Annotated in this window: 17 protein-coding genes and 1 pseudogene; 11 read left to right on the top strand and 7 right to left on the bottom strand. The window is 64.8% G+C overall.

Features of this window, described 5'->3' with window-relative positions; translation table 11 throughout:
* Nucleotides 1–64: 64 nt before the first annotated feature.
* Genes AB0M95_RS23165 through AB0M95_RS23155 form a run of 3 tightly spaced genes read right to left on the bottom strand, consistent with a single transcriptional unit; the run spans nucleotide 65 to nucleotide 1,801 of the window.
* Entirely contained in the window at nucleotides 65–586 is a 522-nt protein-coding gene (locus tag AB0M95_RS23165; protein WP_363768092.1) for an EVE domain-containing protein, read from the bottom strand.
* Complete coding sequence (locus AB0M95_RS23160) at nucleotides 583–1,446, bottom strand: NAD(P)H-binding protein (protein ID WP_363768089.1); 864 nt, start codon at nucleotides 1,444–1,446, stop codon at nucleotides 583–585. The genes AB0M95_RS23165 and AB0M95_RS23160 overlap by 4 nt, the downstream gene beginning before the upstream one ends.
* Nucleotides 1,433–1,801, bottom strand: a complete 369-nt coding sequence (locus tag AB0M95_RS23155; RefSeq protein ID WP_363768086.1) for a VOC family protein — start codon at nucleotides 1,799–1,801, stop codon at nucleotides 1,433–1,435. The genes AB0M95_RS23160 and AB0M95_RS23155 overlap by 14 nt, the downstream gene beginning before the upstream one ends.
* Nucleotides 1,802–1,863: 62 nt before the next feature.
* Between AB0M95_RS23155 and AB0M95_RS23150 the strand changes: the two genes are divergently transcribed.
* From AB0M95_RS23150 to AB0M95_RS23135, 4 genes are all read left to right on the top strand, one after another.
* Nucleotides 1,864–2,322 carry a MarR family transcriptional regulator gene (locus tag AB0M95_RS23150; protein ID WP_363768083.1) on the top strand — a complete coding sequence of 153 codons (459 nt, stop codon included), beginning with the start codon at nucleotides 1,864–1,866 and terminating at the stop codon, nucleotides 2,320–2,322.
* Nucleotides 2,323–2,470: 148 nt separating this feature from the next.
* Entirely contained in the window at nucleotides 2,471–3,268 is a 798-nt protein-coding gene (locus AB0M95_RS23145) for a class I SAM-dependent methyltransferase (protein WP_363768080.1), read from the top strand.
* Between the two features lie 261 nt (nucleotides 3,269–3,529).
* Nucleotides 3,530–4,831 (top strand): ATP-binding protein, encoded by a 1,302-nt coding sequence (locus AB0M95_RS23140; protein WP_363768077.1) that lies wholly within the window; start codon nucleotides 3,530–3,532, stop codon nucleotides 4,829–4,831.
* Nucleotides 4,824–5,423 carry an RloB family protein gene (locus tag AB0M95_RS23135; RefSeq protein WP_363768074.1) on the top strand — a complete coding sequence of 200 codons (600 nt, stop codon included), beginning with the start codon at nucleotides 4,824–4,826 and terminating at the stop codon, nucleotides 5,421–5,423. Before AB0M95_RS23140 ends, AB0M95_RS23135 begins: the two co-directional genes overlap by 8 nt.
* Here AB0M95_RS23135 and AB0M95_RS23130 read toward each other — a convergent pair.
* Nucleotides 5,412–5,762, bottom strand: a complete 351-nt coding sequence (locus tag AB0M95_RS23130) for a hypothetical protein (RefSeq protein WP_363768071.1) — start codon at nucleotides 5,760–5,762, stop codon at nucleotides 5,412–5,414. The two genes, AB0M95_RS23135 and AB0M95_RS23130, sit on opposite strands and share 12 nt — an antisense overlap.
* Nucleotides 5,763–6,157: 395 nt before the next feature.
* Here AB0M95_RS23130 and AB0M95_RS23125 point away from each other — a divergent pair.
* Both AB0M95_RS23125 and AB0M95_RS23120 read left to right on the top strand, forming a co-directional pair.
* Nucleotides 6,158–6,616: pseudogene (locus AB0M95_RS23125) on the top strand (DUF5753 domain-containing protein); the annotation flags it as partial.
* Entirely contained in the window at nucleotides 6,604–6,804 is a 201-nt protein-coding gene (locus tag AB0M95_RS23120; RefSeq protein ID WP_363768068.1) for a DUF397 domain-containing protein, read from the top strand. The pseudogene AB0M95_RS23125 and the gene AB0M95_RS23120, both read left to right, overlap by 13 nt.
* A gap of 159 nt (nucleotides 6,805–6,963) precedes the next feature.
* Here AB0M95_RS23120 and AB0M95_RS23115 read toward each other — a convergent pair whose 3' ends face one another.
* Nucleotides 6,964–7,428: a MarR family transcriptional regulator gene (locus AB0M95_RS23115; RefSeq protein ID WP_363768065.1), complete on the bottom strand. Its 465-nt coding sequence runs from the start codon at nucleotides 7,426–7,428 to the stop codon at nucleotides 6,964–6,966.
* A 253-nt stretch (nucleotides 7,429–7,681) separates the two neighbouring features.
* Here AB0M95_RS23115 and AB0M95_RS23110 point away from each other — a divergent pair, with 253 nt between their 5' ends.
* Both AB0M95_RS23110 and AB0M95_RS23105 read left to right on the top strand, forming a co-directional pair.
* Entirely contained in the window at nucleotides 7,682–8,536 is an 855-nt protein-coding gene (locus tag AB0M95_RS23110) for an SDR family NAD(P)-dependent oxidoreductase (RefSeq protein ID WP_363768062.1), read from the top strand.
* A 302-nt stretch (nucleotides 8,537–8,838) separates the two neighbouring features.
* Complete coding sequence (locus AB0M95_RS23105) at nucleotides 8,839–9,138, top strand: hypothetical protein (RefSeq protein WP_363768059.1); 300 nt, start codon at nucleotides 8,839–8,841, stop codon at nucleotides 9,136–9,138.
* A 226-nt stretch (nucleotides 9,139–9,364) separates the two neighbouring features.
* On the opposite strand, the gene AB0M95_RS23100 is transcribed toward AB0M95_RS23105, so the two are convergent.
* Nucleotides 9,365–10,288, bottom strand: coding sequence for an MBL fold metallo-hydrolase (locus AB0M95_RS23100; protein WP_363768056.1), 924 nt, complete (start codon nucleotides 10,286–10,288; stop codon nucleotides 9,365–9,367).
* 82 nt (nucleotides 10,289–10,370) lie between these two features.
* Here AB0M95_RS23100 and AB0M95_RS23095 point away from each other — a divergent pair, with 82 nt between their 5' ends.
* On the top strand, nucleotides 10,371–11,222 hold the full coding sequence (locus AB0M95_RS23095) for a LysR substrate-binding domain-containing protein (protein ID WP_363768053.1): 852 nt from the start codon (nucleotides 10,371–10,373) through the stop codon (nucleotides 11,220–11,222).
* Nucleotides 11,223–11,390: 168 nt separating this feature from the next.
* Here the strand turns inward: AB0M95_RS23095 and AB0M95_RS23090 are convergent, their stop codons facing one another.
* Nucleotides 11,391–12,152 carry a GntR family transcriptional regulator gene (locus tag AB0M95_RS23090; RefSeq protein WP_363768050.1) on the bottom strand — a complete coding sequence of 254 codons (762 nt, stop codon included), beginning with the start codon at nucleotides 12,150–12,152 and terminating at the stop codon, nucleotides 11,391–11,393.
* A gap of 493 nt (nucleotides 12,153–12,645) precedes the next feature.
* Between AB0M95_RS23090 and AB0M95_RS23085 the strand changes: the two genes are divergently transcribed.
* Nucleotides 12,646–15,483: an FAD-binding and (Fe-S)-binding domain-containing protein gene (locus AB0M95_RS23085; protein ID WP_363768047.1), complete on the top strand. Its 2,838-nt coding sequence runs from the start codon at nucleotides 12,646–12,648 to the stop codon at nucleotides 15,481–15,483.
* Nucleotides 15,480–17,252 (top strand): dihydroxy-acid dehydratase (locus AB0M95_RS23080; RefSeq protein ID WP_363768044.1); only part of this gene is annotated, 1,773 nt, incomplete at its 3' end. The genes AB0M95_RS23085 and AB0M95_RS23080, both read left to right, overlap by 4 nt.

The following is a 17,252-nucleotide window of genomic DNA, read 5'->3' as shown; positions in this document are numbered from 1 at the left end:
CGCACCGGAATCGATCGATTTCGGTACGGTCTGAGGGAAGAGGTGTACTTCGTATGCGCTGACCTCACTCGCCCATCGTTCGCCGACGGTTTTGGGCCTCTGTATCTTCACGCGCGACCATGTGCGCGGTGATCGTCGAAAAATCCCGCCGCGGAATGTGAAACAATCCACGGCGAAATGGCAAACCCCAATGAGCGGGGTCCGTGATGAAAGACAACTGATCGACAAGTGGCTTCGCATCCACTCGCTCGCAAGCGTGAAATGTAACCGCAAGCCGCCATGGCCGAAAGACGTCGCTGACATGGACCTGGTAAGGCTTGTCGCCGGTGATTGTGGCCCACGCGGTGAACTGCCTGACGGGTTTACCTCGCCATAAGTTCGTGCGCGGCGAGTAGAAAACCATCTCATCGCCAGGACGTGGCTGGCGAAGACGCGTGCCAGCACCGTGGTCCGCTTGCGTGAAGCCTCCCTGGATGGCCGCTTCAACGTGATCCAGACTGACGGTGTTGATCCAGAATCGCCGATCGGGAGAAGGGACGGCGCGAGCCGAGGTTGCCGACTCGCCCGCGCCGGACCCACTGTTCACTCTGCCGTCAGTCCCTCAACAAGGCCGGTCGTTGGCCTGCCGAGGAGTCGAGAAAGATCGTCACCGACCCGAGCAAAAACCCCGGCAGCGATGGTTTCATCGAGACTTACCAAGAAGCTGGCCAGCTCGCCGTCCATCCCCGAATTGATGAGCGCTACCTGCAACTCTTCGGGAGTGACAGGCTGGTAAGTGACCTCTCGCTCCAGCACGACCGACATCGCTTCGGCAATGTCGGCGTAGGTGAAGTTCGTGTCGCCTGAGAGGCTGTAAGTGACATTGCCGTGCCCATCTGTGGTGACAACGATGGCCAATGCCTCAGCCAGATCCTTCCGGCTGGCTGCTGCAACGACGGCGTCACCGGTCGCCGCGGCGAGAACGCCGGCGAAGCGGGGGCCTGCCAGTGCCTGAATGTAGTTCTCGATGTACCAGGTGTTCCGCAGGATCGTGTACGTCACACCGGAAGCGGTAAGAGCTTCCTCTGTCGCCCTGTGGTCCGCATTGATCTCGAACCGGTCATCGTCGGCTCGAACTCCGCTGGTGTAGTAGACGTGTCGGACATTCGCGTTCTTCGCAGCCTCGATGACCGACTCGTGCTGAGCAAGGCGATTCGGGTCGCTGCCCGAGATCAACACAATGTCAGAGTGCCTGGCAACCAGTTCTGCGATGGCGAATGAATCCGACAGATCGACGGCAGCAGTGCTGAACCCGGCGGAAGCAAGTTCCCCGAGGCGCACTTGATTCCGACCGACCGCGGTGATCGTTTCGGGACTGATTCCCCGGGCGACCAGCGCGTCCAGGACGTGGCGACCGAGTGCCCCGGTAGCCCCAAAAACCAGGGTGCTCGCCTCAGACGCGGTCATGGAGAGTGATCTGGTAGCCGTCGGGGTCGGCGAAGGTGAATGTCCGACCGAAGGGGCCGTCGATCGGTGCGGAGACGATGGTGTGCCCGTCGGCGACGAGAGCATCGTGAATGGCCTGGACGTCTGTGGCGTGGAGCCAGATCGCGGCACCGATGCCGGGCTGAGCAACGGATGCGAGGTCGGTGCCGGGAACGACGTCGCGGAGGGCGAAGGCGATCGGCTTCGTCTCGAAGACGACGGCGTGCGGAGGTCCGGCCTGCGAGCGGACGAGGCCGAGGTACTGCTCGTAGAACGCCTGCGAAGCGTCGAGGTCACGCGCTTGCAGCGAGATGAAGTCGGGGCCGGTGGCCGGCATGATGATGCTCCTTCTTTCGTGTCAGATGCCTGACACAGGGCAATGTATGTCAGACTACTGACATGAGTCAAAACGGTGTCGGCGTCGACCTGGACAAATCACTGGGCTACCTGCTGAAAGAGGCTTCGAGTGCCCTGCGCGCAGCCATGGAGGAGGTGCTGCGGCCGCTCGGGATGAGCGTGACGCGCTACGCCTGCCTTGAGCTACTGGCTCAACGGCCGGGCTTGTCGAACTCCGAGCTCGCGCGGGGCGCGTTCGTGACACGGCAGTCGATGAACGTGCTGCTCCAAGCCCTGGAACGAGAGGGCTACGTGACCAGGCCGGCGGAGGCACCCGTCGGGAGGATTCTTCCCACGCGGCTCACGTCTCACGGCCGACGAAGCCTCGAGAAGGCGACCGTAGCGGTCCGGTCCGTCGAGGTCAGAATGCTGGCCGGCATGACCGAGACCGAGCAGTCAGACGCGTTCCGGATCCTGCAGAGGATGATCCATTCCCTGCGCGATGGCAACGACGGTTCATAGCTCCTTCCCCGGCACACGTCTCGTCGCGCGCATAGGAGCGCGCCCGAGCGTGAAAAATCGCGCGGACGGACCTCGGAAACCGACAGACCTCGACTACACCCTCATCTGCGAAGAGCCAGTTGTCGGTCCCGATGGGTAATCTGCGGGCGTGGAGACCAACGATCGGGAGCGGTTGCGGGCGACCTTCATGGAGGACGCCGAGTTGTACGACCGGGCGCGGCCGGGGTATCCGGTGGCGATGTTCGACGATCTCGCCGAGGTCGCCTGCATCGGGCCGGGGTGCTCGGTGCTGGAGATCGGGTGCGGCACGGGGCAGGCGACGGTGCCGCTGGCCGAGTGGGGGTGCCGCGTCGTCGCCGTGGAACTGGGCGAGGCCATGGCCGAAATCGCCCGCCGCAAGCTGAGCCGCTTCCACCAGGCCGAGGTCGTCGTCTCCGCGTTCGAGGACTGGCCGCTGCCGGAGCGCCCGTTCGACGTCGTGCTGTCGGCGACGGCGTTCCACTGGCTCGACCCGAACGTGCGCGTGGACAAGTCGGCCAACGCCATGCGCGTCGGCGGCACGCTGGCCACGATCGCCACTCACCACATCGCGGGCGGCAGCATCGAGTTCTTCCGCCAGGCTCAGGAGTGTTACGAGCGCTTCGACCCGAAGACACCGAAGGGCATCACGCTGCAGGACTCGTCCTACGTCCTGCGCGAAAGCGCTGATCTAGATGACTCCGGCCGGTTCGGTCCGGTGCGCTTCTTCCGCTACGAGCGGGACATTGAGTACACAACCACGCAGTACCTCGACGTCCTGCGTACCTACTCCGGCCACCGCGACCTCCCCCCCGACGCCCTCGCCGGCCTGCTCGACTGCATCGGCACCCTCATCGACACCTGCCACGGCGGCAAGATCACCAAGCGCTACCTGACCGAACTAAGAGTCGCCCACCGAGTGAAGTGACCCCGCAGCCACGCCCCAGAAAAAGGCCTCGCTCCGCTCGGGCTGCCCAAACGCCCGACAAGGGGTCCCGGCTGCCAGAGATCGCTTCCAACACATGGAGAGGCGGGGCGACATGCCCCTTCTTACTCCCATACACCCGAAATGATCTCCAAGCGTCAGGTGGCAAGGCCGATCAGCAGGCCATACGCTGCAGTCAGAAGGACTCATCCGCACTTCACTTGTTCACAAGGCCGCCTGTTGGTCGTCAGCGAGGAGATCTAGATGTTGCTGGCATTCCGAACGGCAAACCATCGATCACTCCGTGAGCCCCAGACGCTGGACCTGAGATCCGTATACCAACGCGATCGGCAGTGCGTGAACATCGTGGCACTGTACGGTGCGAACGCATCAGGCAAGTCGAACGTCCTCGATGCCTTGCGTTTCATGCATGACGCGGTGACAAGCCAGACTCGCGACTGGCGGCCCGACGAAGGGGTTCCACGCCGCCCCTTCCTGCTCGACTCGGAAGCAACAAACGAGCCGTCGAGCTTTGCCGTGGACTTGCTCATCGACGATGTTCGTTACACATACGGCTTCTCTGTCGATGATCACGCCGTGCTTGAAGAATGGCTCTTTTCGTACCCGCACAAGAAGCGCAGGACCCTGTTCGAGCGCCATGGAACCGACTACCGATTTGGGAATTCTCTGCGGGGGACGCGAGTGCCGTTGCTCCGCGACATCACACCTGAAAACATGTTGCTTCTTTCATCTGTGCAGCGAATCGGCTCCACCGAACTGTCCAAGGTGGCCGGTTGGTTCCGGGAGAAGCTGTGGTTCGCGGACGACGACAACTCTGACGACCGGAGGGTGATGACAAGAGAACTGCTTGATGGACCGGAGAAGACGAGCCGGGCAATAGAGCTGCTACGTGTCGCAGATCTAGGGATAACAGACGTACAGATACACGTCAAAGGTTCCCAGAATGCCGACAAGGCAGCGCGTTTCGCTCTCCAACTCGGCTCCAGCCCTCCCATCGAGCTAGAAATAAAGAGTGGTCAGGAAGTAGATGTACTGAGCAACCTCTTTGCAGTCGCCGCACAATCAATGAAGTTCACGCATATCGGGAAGACCGGTGCGAATCTGAGCTTCAGGGATGAGTCGCGAGGAACAAAAACCTGGTTCGACCTGGTCGGAATCACAGTGGCCGCTCTGCGCAACGGTTGGGTGCTCGTCATCGATGAACTCGATACAAGCCTTCATCCTCTACTGATCAGGCAACTGGTAAAGCTCTTTCAGGACCGGACCACCAATCCGCTCGGAGCGCAGTTGATCTTTACGACCCATGATGCGTCCTTGCTGTCAAGAATTCAGGGTGAGGAAACTCTCCGCAGGGACGAGATCTGGTTTGCGGAGAAGGACAGCCAAACAGGGGAGTCCACCATATACCCCCTGACCGATTTCCAGCCTCGCGAGGGACTCAACTGGGAGAAAAGGTACCTGGGCGGAGCGCTGGGTGCCGTACCTTTCGTCACTGAAGAAGCCTTCACACATGCCTTGAGCGACGGCTCCGACGACGATGCCTAAGTTTTCCAAGGAAAACAGCGAACGGCGCCGGATCGCCAAACAGGCCAGACGTCTTTCTTTGAGAGTTCTGATCGTCTGTGGAGCGGCAGAAACGGAGAAGCAGTACCTCGAAGGCGTCAAAGGGCTGTATCGGAACCCCGCCGTGGCGGTCAAAATCAAGACCCGAGACAAGTCGCCTCTTGAGGTCGTTCGTTATGCCGCCGCGTTCAGTAAGTCGGACAAGGATGACTTCGACGAGGTGTGGGCGGTTTTCGATGTTGACGAGTTCGACGTCACCGAAGCAGTACGCGAGGCCGCTAAATCGAATGTCAATGTCGCCGTCTCCAACCCTTGCTTCGAGTTCTGGCTACTACTCCATTTCGTCAACCGGCGTGGCCATTTGAACTCGTACAAGCAGGCTAATGCACTGCTTTGCAAGCATCTGCGGGACTATGACAAGGCGCAACTCGACTGCGCCAACTTTCAAGACAAGATCGACATCGCCTGCGCGAGAGCAAAAGACATCGACGAGACGCGGGAGAAGCCCTACGCCAATCCGTCCAGTGGCATGTGGCGAGTCATCGGTCAGATCTCCCCCGGCTCACACGCGTGACCAGGCCCACGGCAGGTCGATTCGGTGTCCGAGGCCGAACTCTGGTGCTTCATCGTCGGTGATCATGGCGAAGGCATCAGCGGGGACTCGGTCGAGGGTCACCGCGAGGGATGCCGCGAGCAGCAGAGTTTCCTCGTCCGCTCCGGCGATGAAGAAGACGTAGACCTCGCCGTCCTCCTCGCCGTCGTCGAAGACCTTGATCTGGCCTTGCAGTTCCAGGTCGTACAGGAACTCCTCGAACTCCTCGATCTCGTCGATCCACGGGAACGGGTAGTCGGTCGCGGCGAGGCCGGGCGTTTCTCGCAGCGGGACATGGATCTCGACGACAGTGCTGGCCATCCCGTCATCCTGTCGAAGATCGACGAGTCGAGATCGTCTCGGAGCACCGTAGACGCAAACGACAGCCGTCACCCTCCAGAAGTCGTGGCGCGCTTCGGGAAAGGGCCTCGCTGCGCTCGGACTGCGCCTATTAGGCTGCCGCTCTCCACCTCCGTTCAGTATTCGGGCTTCACACTGTTCCGGTGTGGGTCGGCGCGGCCTCGCGGAAACCTTGCCGGCGCAGGGCATGGGACATGGGACGGCTTCGCCCAATGCAAGCCGTCTCCGTGGTCGCCTTTCTGGCGCTGCTACCTGGGCGCTCTCCAAGCGTGGCGCCAGACGTGGCTGACGGGATGGATGGCCGTGGCCGGCCTTTATGAAGGTGGAGGCGGTATCGGTAGACCGACTACGCCCGTGCCATGATCGCGGGGAGGCCCGGTATGTCGCCTGAAGAGGTCGAGAGGGCGGTGGAGGCGCGACTCGATCGACAGACGCTTCTCACGCACAAGCATTCGCCCATGGTCTGGATCGTGCTCGACGAGATGGTCCTCCAGAGACCGATCGGAGGGGCGGCCGTCATGGAGGGGCAGTTGAATCGCCTCCTGGAGGTGGCCGAGTATCCCAATATCACGCTCCAGGTAGTCCCGCTTGAGGCGGGTAGTACCGTAGCACTGCAGGCAGGGTTCATCATCGGCCAGATAAGGAACGGTCGCGAAATCGTCTACCTCGATACCGCCGGTAAGGGGCAGGTCCTTGTCCAGGCCAAGGACGTGCGCGAAATCCAGGTACGGTACGAAGCGGTGCGAACCAGCGCGCTTGCGCAGAACGCGTCACTGAGTCTGATCAGGGAGTGGATGCAGAAATGGTCGACGTGACCGGTGCCACGTGGGTCAAGTCCTCGTATAGCGGCGATCAGGGTGACTGCGTCGAACTAGCAGCCCTGCATGACAACGGGATGGCGATCCGCGACAGCAAGCGTCCGCATGGCCCGGTGCTACGCATCCCCGCTACCGAGTGGGTCGCGTTCCGTAGCAGCCTCAAGTCCGGCGAAATCACCGACTGACATCAGAAGCTGAAGACGGCGTCTCCCGGAACCAAGGACGGGAGACGCCGCAGGCCGGTGCCCGGGGCAAAGTGCTGATCTGGACCTTGGTCGTGCGAGGGGCTGCTGCGGACCTGAAGCCGCTGGAGATGTGGACGGCCGTGTCAGGGGACACGGATGTCACGGGGGCCGCTCGGATGTGAGACGTGCGAGCAACTCGATGAGGTGGGCGAGGTCGTCTTCGGACCAGTCCTGGGTGCGGGCGTAGAACTCCTTGCCGCGTTCCTCCAGAGTCGCCGCGACCTGCCGGCGGCCCTGTTCGCTGAGCCCGACGATGATACTGCGCCGGTCCTCGGGGGCGGGTGAGCTGTCCAGCAGGCCGAGTGATCGCATTTTGCCGATCAGGGTGCTGGTGGAGCTGCGGTCCATGCCGACGGCTTCGGCGATGGCGCTGGGCCGCGCGGGGCCGAAGGCGTACAGCCAACGCGCGATATGGAACGCCGCCGGTTGCAGGTCGGCGTGGAAGTGCGCGGCGCTGCGCTCGCTCAGCGCGCGGGTCGCGCTCAGCACGGCGTTGATCTGCTCGCCCAGCGCCAGTTCGAGCTCGTGCCGACTGCTCTCACCGCAGGCAGGACTAGTTTGCATATCCAAACTATACTCGCTACGTTGATGGGCATATACAAACTACTTAGAAGGCCGCACATGGTCACGGGAGCCGGGTTCGAGCCCGCGAAGGCGGCGGGAGTTCGCTGCCGGCGGCCAGGCTGAGGGCGTCGGTGCGGGCGATGGCGATCGCTGCCGTCGTCAACGGCGACATCGACTCAACTGCGACATCGCCACTGCGTCCGAACGCCTCTCTCACCGAACAACCGTCACCGCGGCCTTGGACAGGACCGTCATGAAGCCCGTCATCGTCATCACCGGCGCCACCAGCGGCCTGGGCCGCCTGGCCGCCCTCGACCTAGTCCGGCGGGGCGCCGACCTCGCGATCACCGCCCGCGACCCAGAGAAGGCCACGCAGACCCGAGAGCAACTCCGCGCCCACGCCCCTCACGCGCGTATCGAGGTGTTCCTGGCCGACTTCACCCGTCTGGCGGACGTGCGGCGCATCGGACGTGAGATCACCGACCGGTACGACCACGTGGACGTCCTCATCAACAACGCCGGCATCCACGCCTTCACACCCCGCACCACGCCCGAGGGCCACCCCGAGATGATCGCCGTCAACTACCTCGCCCCCTGGCTCCTCACCCGCGAACTTCTGCCGGCCCTGCGACGGGCCCCGGCCGCGAGGATCGTCAACGTCGCCTCCCAGGCCTCCCGCCGCCACGGCACCCTCCGGCTCCCGCAGGACCTGACCGAGACGGTTCCGTTCACCGCACGGGGGTCATCGCAGCACTACGGCAAGAGCAAGCTGCTCGACATCATGTTCACCCTGGAACTCGCCCGCCGCCTGGCCGGCACCACGATCACCGCCAACTGCCTGGACCCCGGCTTCAACACCACCGGCCTGGGCCGCGAGCTGCGCTTCGCCGCCATCCTGGAGAAGATCCTCAACCGGCTGTCGATCGGCGACCCCGCCCGTGGCGCAGGCCTGATCGTGACCCTCGCCACCGACCCGGCCTTCACCGGCCGCACCGGCGGCTACTACACCGTCCGCAAAACCCGTCAGATCCAACCCACCTCACCCGGCGACGGCCCCGAACTCCAGGCCCGGCTGTGGCGCGAAACCGAGCGGCTCCTCGACGGTTGAACCCGGCTCCGTCCGCCCGGGTGCCTTCAGAATTGTTAGGAAAGCTTCCTAACGACGTCTGGGCCCTCAGACGGGTGTGCTTACTACCTGACCAGGGGATGTGCGGCGGGCGGCGGGTTGGTGACGATGCGAAGAGCGCCAGGGGCGTGCATGGGCCACCCCTTCAAGATCATCGATCCGGGGGGAAGAATCCGGTTACCCGGGACTGGGAGCGCGCGTTCAGCAGCTCTTCGAGCTGTTGCTCTAGGGACCTGGAGGGACTCGGGGGATGAGACGCCGCTCCAGGGGAGAAGGGAGCGCCGATGGCCGGCCACAGCGAGAACCCGCGTGACGACAACGCCCAGCACGACAGGTTCCGTGACCCGGACGCGATCCGGGAGGAGCTCCGCGTGGTGGACGAGGACCTGGCCCGGCTGCGCGAGACCGCCAAGGAGTTGCGCGCGCGTATCGGAGACCGCGCCGACGCTCCCACCGACATGACGGAGATCGGCGCGCTGATCAACATGGCCGACGAGCAGGACGGGTTCATCGCCACACTCGAAGCCCGCCGCGAAGCACTCCTGCGCCGCCTCCGCGAGGCGACAGAGCATCCCACAGGCTAGGAAGCACCGCGCAGGCTAGAGAAGGCCCCGCACTACGTCGTACGTCCGTCCGGTGTGTACGCTCACCCGCTTCAACACGCGACGGCGAAACCGAAGTCTCGTGGGCCGCGTGGGTGAAGCCGGCCGGTGGAGCACGTCTGTCCCTCGCCGGCCGAGGGAGCGCCGGTGCGGTGGTGACTACCGGACATCGAGGCAACCCGTCATTCGGGCGTGGCGGGACGAGGGGTCATGCGGCGTGCTCGGCGCACAGGCAGCCGACGCCCAGCTCGATCCACTGCTGGCCGACCCATTCGGGATGCCGCTCGATCAGCAACGCCCGGACCTCGGCGACGATCTCGGCCTCGCCCATCGCGGAGTCGCGCCGCAGCCAGGTCTCGTCGCGCAGCTCGCGCAGGTAGTCGCGGACGCCGGTGAGCACCTCCGGGCCGCCGAGGTCACCGTGACCGGGAACCACCACCCGGGGTCGGGTGGCGGCCAGCCGTTCCATCACCGCGAGCCAGCGCACGCCGGAGACGTCCGTGTCGTGCGGCGGGAACCACGGGAAGATGGCGAACTGCCCGGTCTCGGCGAGATCGCCGGTGAACAGCACGCCGGCGTCCGGCACCTCGACCACCTGGTCGCCCTTGGTGTGGCCCCGGCCGGTGGGCCGCAGCCGTACGGTCCGGCCGCCGAGGTCCAGGTCGTACCCGTCGTCGTAGATCACGTCAGGGGTGGGCGGCCGAACGCCGTCGAGGCGGCGGGCGATCGGCCCGCCCATGCCCCGGAACATCTCCAGGTAGCCCGGCCCCTTGGTCTTCAGGTCGTCCGCCTGGGCGCGGTTGACCAGGTATGTGGCCTGGCCGGTGAACACCTGCGCGCCGAAGGCGTGCTCGGGGTGGAAGTGCGTCGTGGTCAGGTACAACCGGCGGCCCTTCGCCGCCTCGGACGCCAAGGCGAGGACCTGCTCGGCGTTGTCGGTGCCGATGCCCGTCTCGACGACGAGTACGGCCTGCGTACCGCCGATGATGCCGATGTTGGGTACCAGCCCGACCCGGTGGTTGGGGATCACCAGCAGGTCGGGGGCGATCTCCCGGGTGCCGGCCACCTGCACGGCGGGGTCGGCCATGGGTACTACGCTCGCGGGTACGTCGCTCATCGGTTCGTTGGTCATGCTCCGATTCCACCGTCCGGGTGCCGTGGCCGTCCAAAACCTGTTAGGTGGCGCCGATACCATACGGGTATCGTCACCGGTCATGGAGCTACGCACGCTGCGCTATTTCGTGGCCGTCGCCGAGGAACTCCACTTCGGCCGTGCCGCAGCCCGGCTGCATATGAGCCAGCCGCCGCTGAGCCGGGCGATCAAGCAGCTGGAGGCCGACGTCGGTGCCGTTCTGTTGCACCGCTCCGCCGCGGGCGTCACGCTCACCCCGGCCGGGGCGGCGCTGCTGGAGGAGGCGCGTACCCTGCTCGACCAGGCCGACCGGCTACGCGTGCGCGTGGCCGCGGCCGCCGGCGCCGCGACCATCACCGTGGGCATTTTGGGCGACAGCACCGACCGGGGCGCGACGCGGCTGGCCGCCGCGTACCGCCGGCGGCACCCGGACGTCGAGGTCCGCATCCGCGAGACCGACCTGACCGATCCGACCTGCGGGCTGCGCGCCGGGCTGGTCGACGTCGCCCTGACCCGTGGGCCGTTCGACGAGACGGGCCTGACGGTGCACGAGCTGCGCGCCGACCCGGTGGGCGCGGTGCTGCGCGCCGACGATCCGCTGGCCCGCCGTGACCGCCTGAAGCTGGCCGACCTGGCCGACCGGCGCTGGTTCCAGTTCCCGGACGGCACCGACCCGATCTGGCAGTCGTACTGGAACGGCGGCGAGCCGCGCGAGGGTCCGGTGGTGCGCGCCGTCCAGGAGTGCCTGCAGGCCGTGCTCTGGAACGGCACGGTCGGGATGTCCCCGCTCGGGCACGACTCACCCGAGGAACTGGTCGTGGTACCACTGATCGACATGGCGCCGAGCCGCGTGGTGGCGGCGTGCAACGAGGGCGACGCGAACCCGCTGATCCGATCGTTCGTCCAGATCGCGACGGCCGCCTACCGCGCCTGACCGCCTCGCGGCCGGCGAGCGCCGACGACGTCCATTGTCGCTGTGAAGAGCGGGCAGTAGAGAATTGCGCGTGGTCACACCGTTGGCTCGGAGAAAGTCGGGGCCTTCCAGTCGTCGGTTTGGTCGCTACCGATCCTGAGGAGGGCCCCGACCCTCATTTCCCTGGCATCACCCGCCCGGTGCGTCCCCGCTCAGACCCCCCTCAGGTACGAAGAGCCACCAAAGGGACACCAAATCGATTGGATCTTGCTGGGGCGAGGAGGTGCGCTGGACCAACATCTCACCGGTATGGCGCAGGTGGCGACTCATCGCCGAGATGGCAGCCCGCTCGTCGCGCTTAGCGACGGCCTCAAGGATGGGTTCGTGTTCAAGGATCACCTCGGCCAGCGATCGCTGATTCTTCACGGTGGACGTTCCCACCATGCGTGTGGCTATGCGGATATTGTCAATGACGCCGCGTGCGTACTCGTTGCCGGCGGCTGCGAGTAGACCGCTATGGAACTGCTGGTCATGGAGCATGAAAGTCGGCTCGTCGTCGTCCGCCGCAGCGGCCCGCATGCTTTCCAGTTCCTCAGACATTGCAGCGATCTGCTCGTCGGTTGCGCGGCGAGCAGCCATGGCAGCGGCCGGCACCTCCAGCGCCAGTCTCACGCCGAAGATCTCGGCCAGCTCACGCGCCCCGGGCAACACGATACGAAAGCCCCTGTTGCGCTCGAACCGAACCATCCCGGTCTCCTCGAGGCGCAACAGAGCGTCACGGACCGGGCTCCGGGAGACCCCGAGATCCTTGGATAACTGATGGACCGAGTACAGCTTTCCCGGGATGAGGTCACCCGTCGTGATGGCCCGACGAATGACTTGGACGGCCCGTTCGGTCAGCGACGGAACGACGGGGTCCAGAGGATCGAGAATTCCCTCAGTGAAGATCATGGATATATTGTAACCCGCAGGCATGTTGCAGGTAACATGTCACCTGTGTCGTGTTGTGCAAGCTGCGTCAGGCCGGCGGGTGAAGGTCCGTCCGGAGCGCAGCGGGAGTCCGAGGGGGTCGTAGTGCCCCTGATCGGCGTGCACCATAACCCGCCGGGAGGGAAGGGCCCTCACTTTGATCACGCGAGCGGAGCAGGTAAGCGTCAGGGCATGACCGACGTGACTCGGTCCGACCACCCCGACGGTCCGTGGCCCGTCGTACCCGTCGAAAGTGCTTCGCCGGGGAAGGTGCGAGGACTGCAACACACGCCATGGACTGCGGCTGAGCAGTCGGAGGATCGGCGTTTCCATGCCCTGTATGACCGTGTCTACCGGGGTGACGTTCTGTGTGTCTAGACGATCATCGGTAAGCCGTGTGCGGGAAAACCGCACGCACGGATTGAAAGGGGGATGGGGAAACGGGCTCACACGAGCACCGCATCCCTGACTACCAATGAAGCCCGCATCAGAGGTAACGGGAGCACTCTTAGCGGCACTGGGAGGGGCCTCCGGCATGGATATCCGTGCCGACGCAGGCACCCGTGCCGCCTACTCCAGTGATGCCTCCCTATATCGCGTTCCACCACTGGCTGTCGCCTACCCGAGAACAAACGACGATATCGCCCGAGCCCTCACCGTCTGCCGCGACCTCGGGACCTCACTCACCGTCAGGGGCGCCGGAACGTCGGTAGCAGGTAACTCGATTGGTGCCGGCTTGGTGCTCGACCTGAGCAGGTACTTTACCCGCATAGGTGATGTCTCTACCGAACGGCGCACCGTGACCGTCCAACCGGGTGCTGTTCAGAAAGACGTCCAGCGCGCCGCAGCGCGTCACGGCCTCCGGTATGGGCCGGACCCGTCAACGAGTTCGCGCTGCACGATCGGCGGGATGATCGGCAACAACGCATGCGGAACGCGTTCACTGGCCTATGGCCGCACTGTCGACACCGTTGAACAGCTCACGGTGCTTCTCAGCACCGGGGACGTTGTCAACCTCTCGGCGGGAATGGTTCCGCAACTGCCTCAATTTGAACGACTCCGGGCACTGGTCCTGGAGAATCTGTTCACGATAAGGACCGAGTTCGGAAAGTTCCCCCGGCAGGTGTCTGGATACGCCCTGGAACACCTATTGCCGGAGAACGGGTTCGACCTCCGTCGTGCTTTCGTCGGCAGCGAGGGCACTCTCGGGGTCGTCCTCGATGCCGAGCTACGGCTGGTGGTCGACCCCACCTATAGGGTGATGGTCGTCCTCGGCTTCGACACCATTGCCCAGGCCGGTGGGGCCGCTCCCTTGACGGCGGCCTTCAGACCGACGGCCTGCGAGGGGCTCGACTCGCGGTTGGTCGATGTCGTACGTGCTGGGGCTGGGGTCCGACTGCCGGAACTCCCCACCGGATCGGCATGGCTCTTCGTCGAGGTGGCCGGTGATGACCAGACGGAGGTCATGGCCAGGGCACGTGATCTGGCCCGAAGCGTGCCCTGCCGCGATAGTGCGATGATCGTGGCCCCCGGGGCGATGTCGGCTCTGTGGCGCATCCGAGCCGATGGTGCTGGACTTGCCGGCCGGTCGCCCGCCGGTCGGCCGGCCCACTCGGGGTGGGAGGATTCGGCGGTTCCCCCCGCCCGACTGGGCGACTACCTGCACGATCTCGACGAGCTCTTTCGCGACCATGGACTCACCGGGATGCCCTACGGCCACTTTGGAGAGGGCTGCGTCCATGTCCGCCTAGACGTGCCGCTTGATCGTGCCGACGGCCCAGCGGCCTTCCGGCGGTTCATGACAGACGCTGCCCATCTCGTTGTCGCACATGGCGGCTCGCTGTCCGGCGAGCATGGGGATGGCCGCGCTCGCAGCGAACTTCTGCCGCTGATGTATTCCCCCTCGGCCATAGGACTCTTCGCCCAAGTCAAGGCACTCCTCGATCCGGATGGCGTCCTCAATCCAGGGGTTCTCGTGGATGCCGCGCCGCTTGACCAGAACATTCGGGTCGCCCAGGCTCAGCCCTCCCCCTCGGGACTGGCAATGTTGCTCAGCGCAGACGGCGGTGACTTCACGCAGGCGGTGCATCGCTGCACCGGAGTTGGAAAATGTCGAGCCGAGCCCGCTGATCACACCGTGATGTGCCCGTCCTTCCAAGCCACCAAGGAGGAGATGCACTCGACACGGGGACGAGCGCGGATACTTCAGGAGGCGATCAGCCGAGGCGGGCGGTGGGACGCACCCGAAGTCCATGAAGCCCTCGACCTGTGCCTCATGTGTAAGGGCTGTTCCACCGATTGCCCCAGCGGGGTGGACATGGCCATGTACAAGTCAGAGGTCCTGTACCAGTCCTATCGGGGCAAGCTTCGGCCGGCCACGCACTACACGCTGGGGTGGCTCCCCAGGTGGCTCACGCTTGCCGGACGGATGCCGCGGCTCGCGAACGCACTGGCTCATGCCAGGCCGCTCGGGGCCCTGGCGAAACGTCTCGCCGGCATGGACCACCGGCGCACGATACCGACCTTGAACTCAGAATCCCTGCGCACGTGGATCTCACGCCGTAAGCCGATCGGAACGGGGAGGCGGCGGGTCGTCCTCTGGATCGACACGTTCACGAACACACTCTCGTCGGACGTTGGCCAGGCTGCCGTACGCGTCCTAGAACGCGCCGGCTACGAGGTGCTCATCCCCCCCAAGCCCGCATGTTGCGGACTTACCCTGATCTCGACCGGACAGCTTGACCGGGCACGCGCCTCGCTGCAACACGCACTCGATGTGCTGTATCCCTACGTGCGAGAGGGACTACCCGTCGTCGGGCTGGATCCATCGTGCGCGGCCGTGCTGCGATCCGACATTCGTGAGCTGCTCAAGGACCCACGAGCAAGGGAACTCTCCGCAGCAGTGAAGACACTCGCGGAACTGCTCACCGAAACACCCGGCTGGAAATCCCCCGACCTCTCAGGGGTGGTGGCAGTGGCCCAGCCTCATTGCCATCACCATGCCGTCTTCGGCTGGGACACGGACCAAGCACTCCTGGAACGGGCGGGTGCACGCGTTACGCGGCTTGGCGGTTGTTGTGGTCTGGCGGGGAACTTCGGAGTCGAGCGCGGTCATTACGACGTCAGTGTCGCCGTCGCGCGACTGCAACTTCTCCCAGCGCTGGACGAAGCCCCCGACGATGCCGTGGTGCTCGCGGACGGCTACTCCTGCCGCACACAGATCAGCGACTTGTCTTCGCGATCCGGAGTCCATCTGGCCCAGTTGCTCGACCGCGCTGACCGAAACGAATCCGATGAGAGGGATGTCCTGTGAAATCTGAGGACAGGTCGACCGACCGTGCGTCGCGCGGGCCGGCCGGCCTCCGCGCGGGGCTGACGAGTTACGGTGATGACGGCTTTTCGCTCTTCCTGCGACGAGCCTTCATCAAAGGCGCCGGCTATAGCGACGACGCTCTTGAGCGGCCGATCATTGGCATCGCCACTGCGATCAGTGACTACAACCCGTGCCACGGTGCGAATCCTGGGCTCGTCGCGGCGGTCAGGCGCGGCGTCATGCTCGCCGGCGGGCTCCCCATGGAGTTTCCCACGGTCTCCGTTCACGAGAGCTTTTCAAGCCCGACAAGCATGCTGCTACGCAACCTCATGTCCATGGATGTCGAGGAGATGATTCGGGCGCAGCCGATGGATGCCGTCGTGTTGGTAGGCGGGTGTGACAAGACGGTCCCCGCCCAACTCATGGGCGCAGCCTCGGCCGAGCGCCCGACCATCCAACTCGTGAGCGGTGCCATGCTCACCGGTACCCATCGGGGAGGACGGGTAGGAGCATGTACCGACTGCCGAGCCTTCTGGGGGCGACACCGAGCGGGAACCCTGGATCCGGGCGAGATCGATGAAGTCAACTCCGCTTTGGTCGGGAGCGCAGGGACCTGCTCGGTGATGGGAACGGCAAGCACGATGGCCTGCGTGGCAGAGGCCCTCGGAATCGCGCTGCTCGGTAGCGCGGCGCCGCCTGCCGTGACCGCGGCCAGGCTCCGGGTCGGAGAGGCCACAGGGGCGGCCGCGGTGGACCTCGCCCGGGCCGGAACGCCCATCAAACAGATCATCACTGCCGACTCGATCGAAAACGCTGCGCGGGTCGTGTTCGCGATCGGCGGATCCACCAATGCGATCATCCACCTGACGGCAATCGCCGGCCGACTGGGGATCCCTCTTGCGCTGGATGACATCGATCGGTGGGCACGGGACACCCCCGTCCTGGTCGATCTCAAGCCGGCCGGTGAGGGATACATGGAGGACTTCCATCGGGCGGGTGGGCTCGTCACGGTACTGCACGAAATCTCTGATCTCCTCCACCTGAACGTGTTGACCGTGACAGGGCGGAGCCTGGGGGACGAGCTGGAGCGCGCACGCCCCGTTCGCTCCAGCACGGTGGTTCGGCCGCGGACAACACCACTCTTCACCGACGGTGGTATCGCGGTGCTCCGTGGCAACCTCGCGCCCAGGGGTGCCATTATCAAACAGGTGGCGGCCTCGCCCGAGTTGCTGTGCGTAACAGGCCGGGCTGTGCCGTTCGACGGCGTCGAAGACCTCGCCTCGAGGATCGATGACCCCGAGCTGGACGTGCGTCCAGAGGACATCCTCGTGCTACGCGGTGCAGGTCCAGTCGGCGCTCCGGGCATGCCGGAAGCGGGTTACATCCCTATTCCCCGGCGCCTTGCCGAACGAGGGGTCACCGACATGGTCCGCATCTCTGACGCACGGATGTCCGGCACGGCAGCCGGGACGATCGTTCTCCACATCACACCCGAGGCGGCTGTCGGTGGGCCGTTGGCATTGGTGCGTCATGGTGATCTCATCACACTGGACGTCCCTGCCCGCAGGCTGACGCTGGATGTGTCCGAAGAAGAACTGGACCGCCGCAGAAGCGAACTGCACGCCGACAGACAACCTGTTGCATCCCGTGGCTATCGACGGCTCTATGTCGAACGGCGGTCTCAAGCGGTGGAAGCAAGTTCGGAGAGCATCTCGACGAACACTTCGGCTGGCGTTCTGTACCCAAGTATACGCCGCGGACGCGTATTA

The sequence above is a fragment of the Sphaerisporangium sp. NPDC051017 genome, from assembly GCF_040683095.1.
Classification (GTDB): domain Bacteria; phylum Actinomycetota; class Actinomycetes; order Streptosporangiales; family Streptosporangiaceae; genus Sphaerisporangium.
The sequence above is the reverse complement of the archived record's forward strand: the minus strand, read 5'-3'. Positions and strand labels throughout refer to the sequence as shown.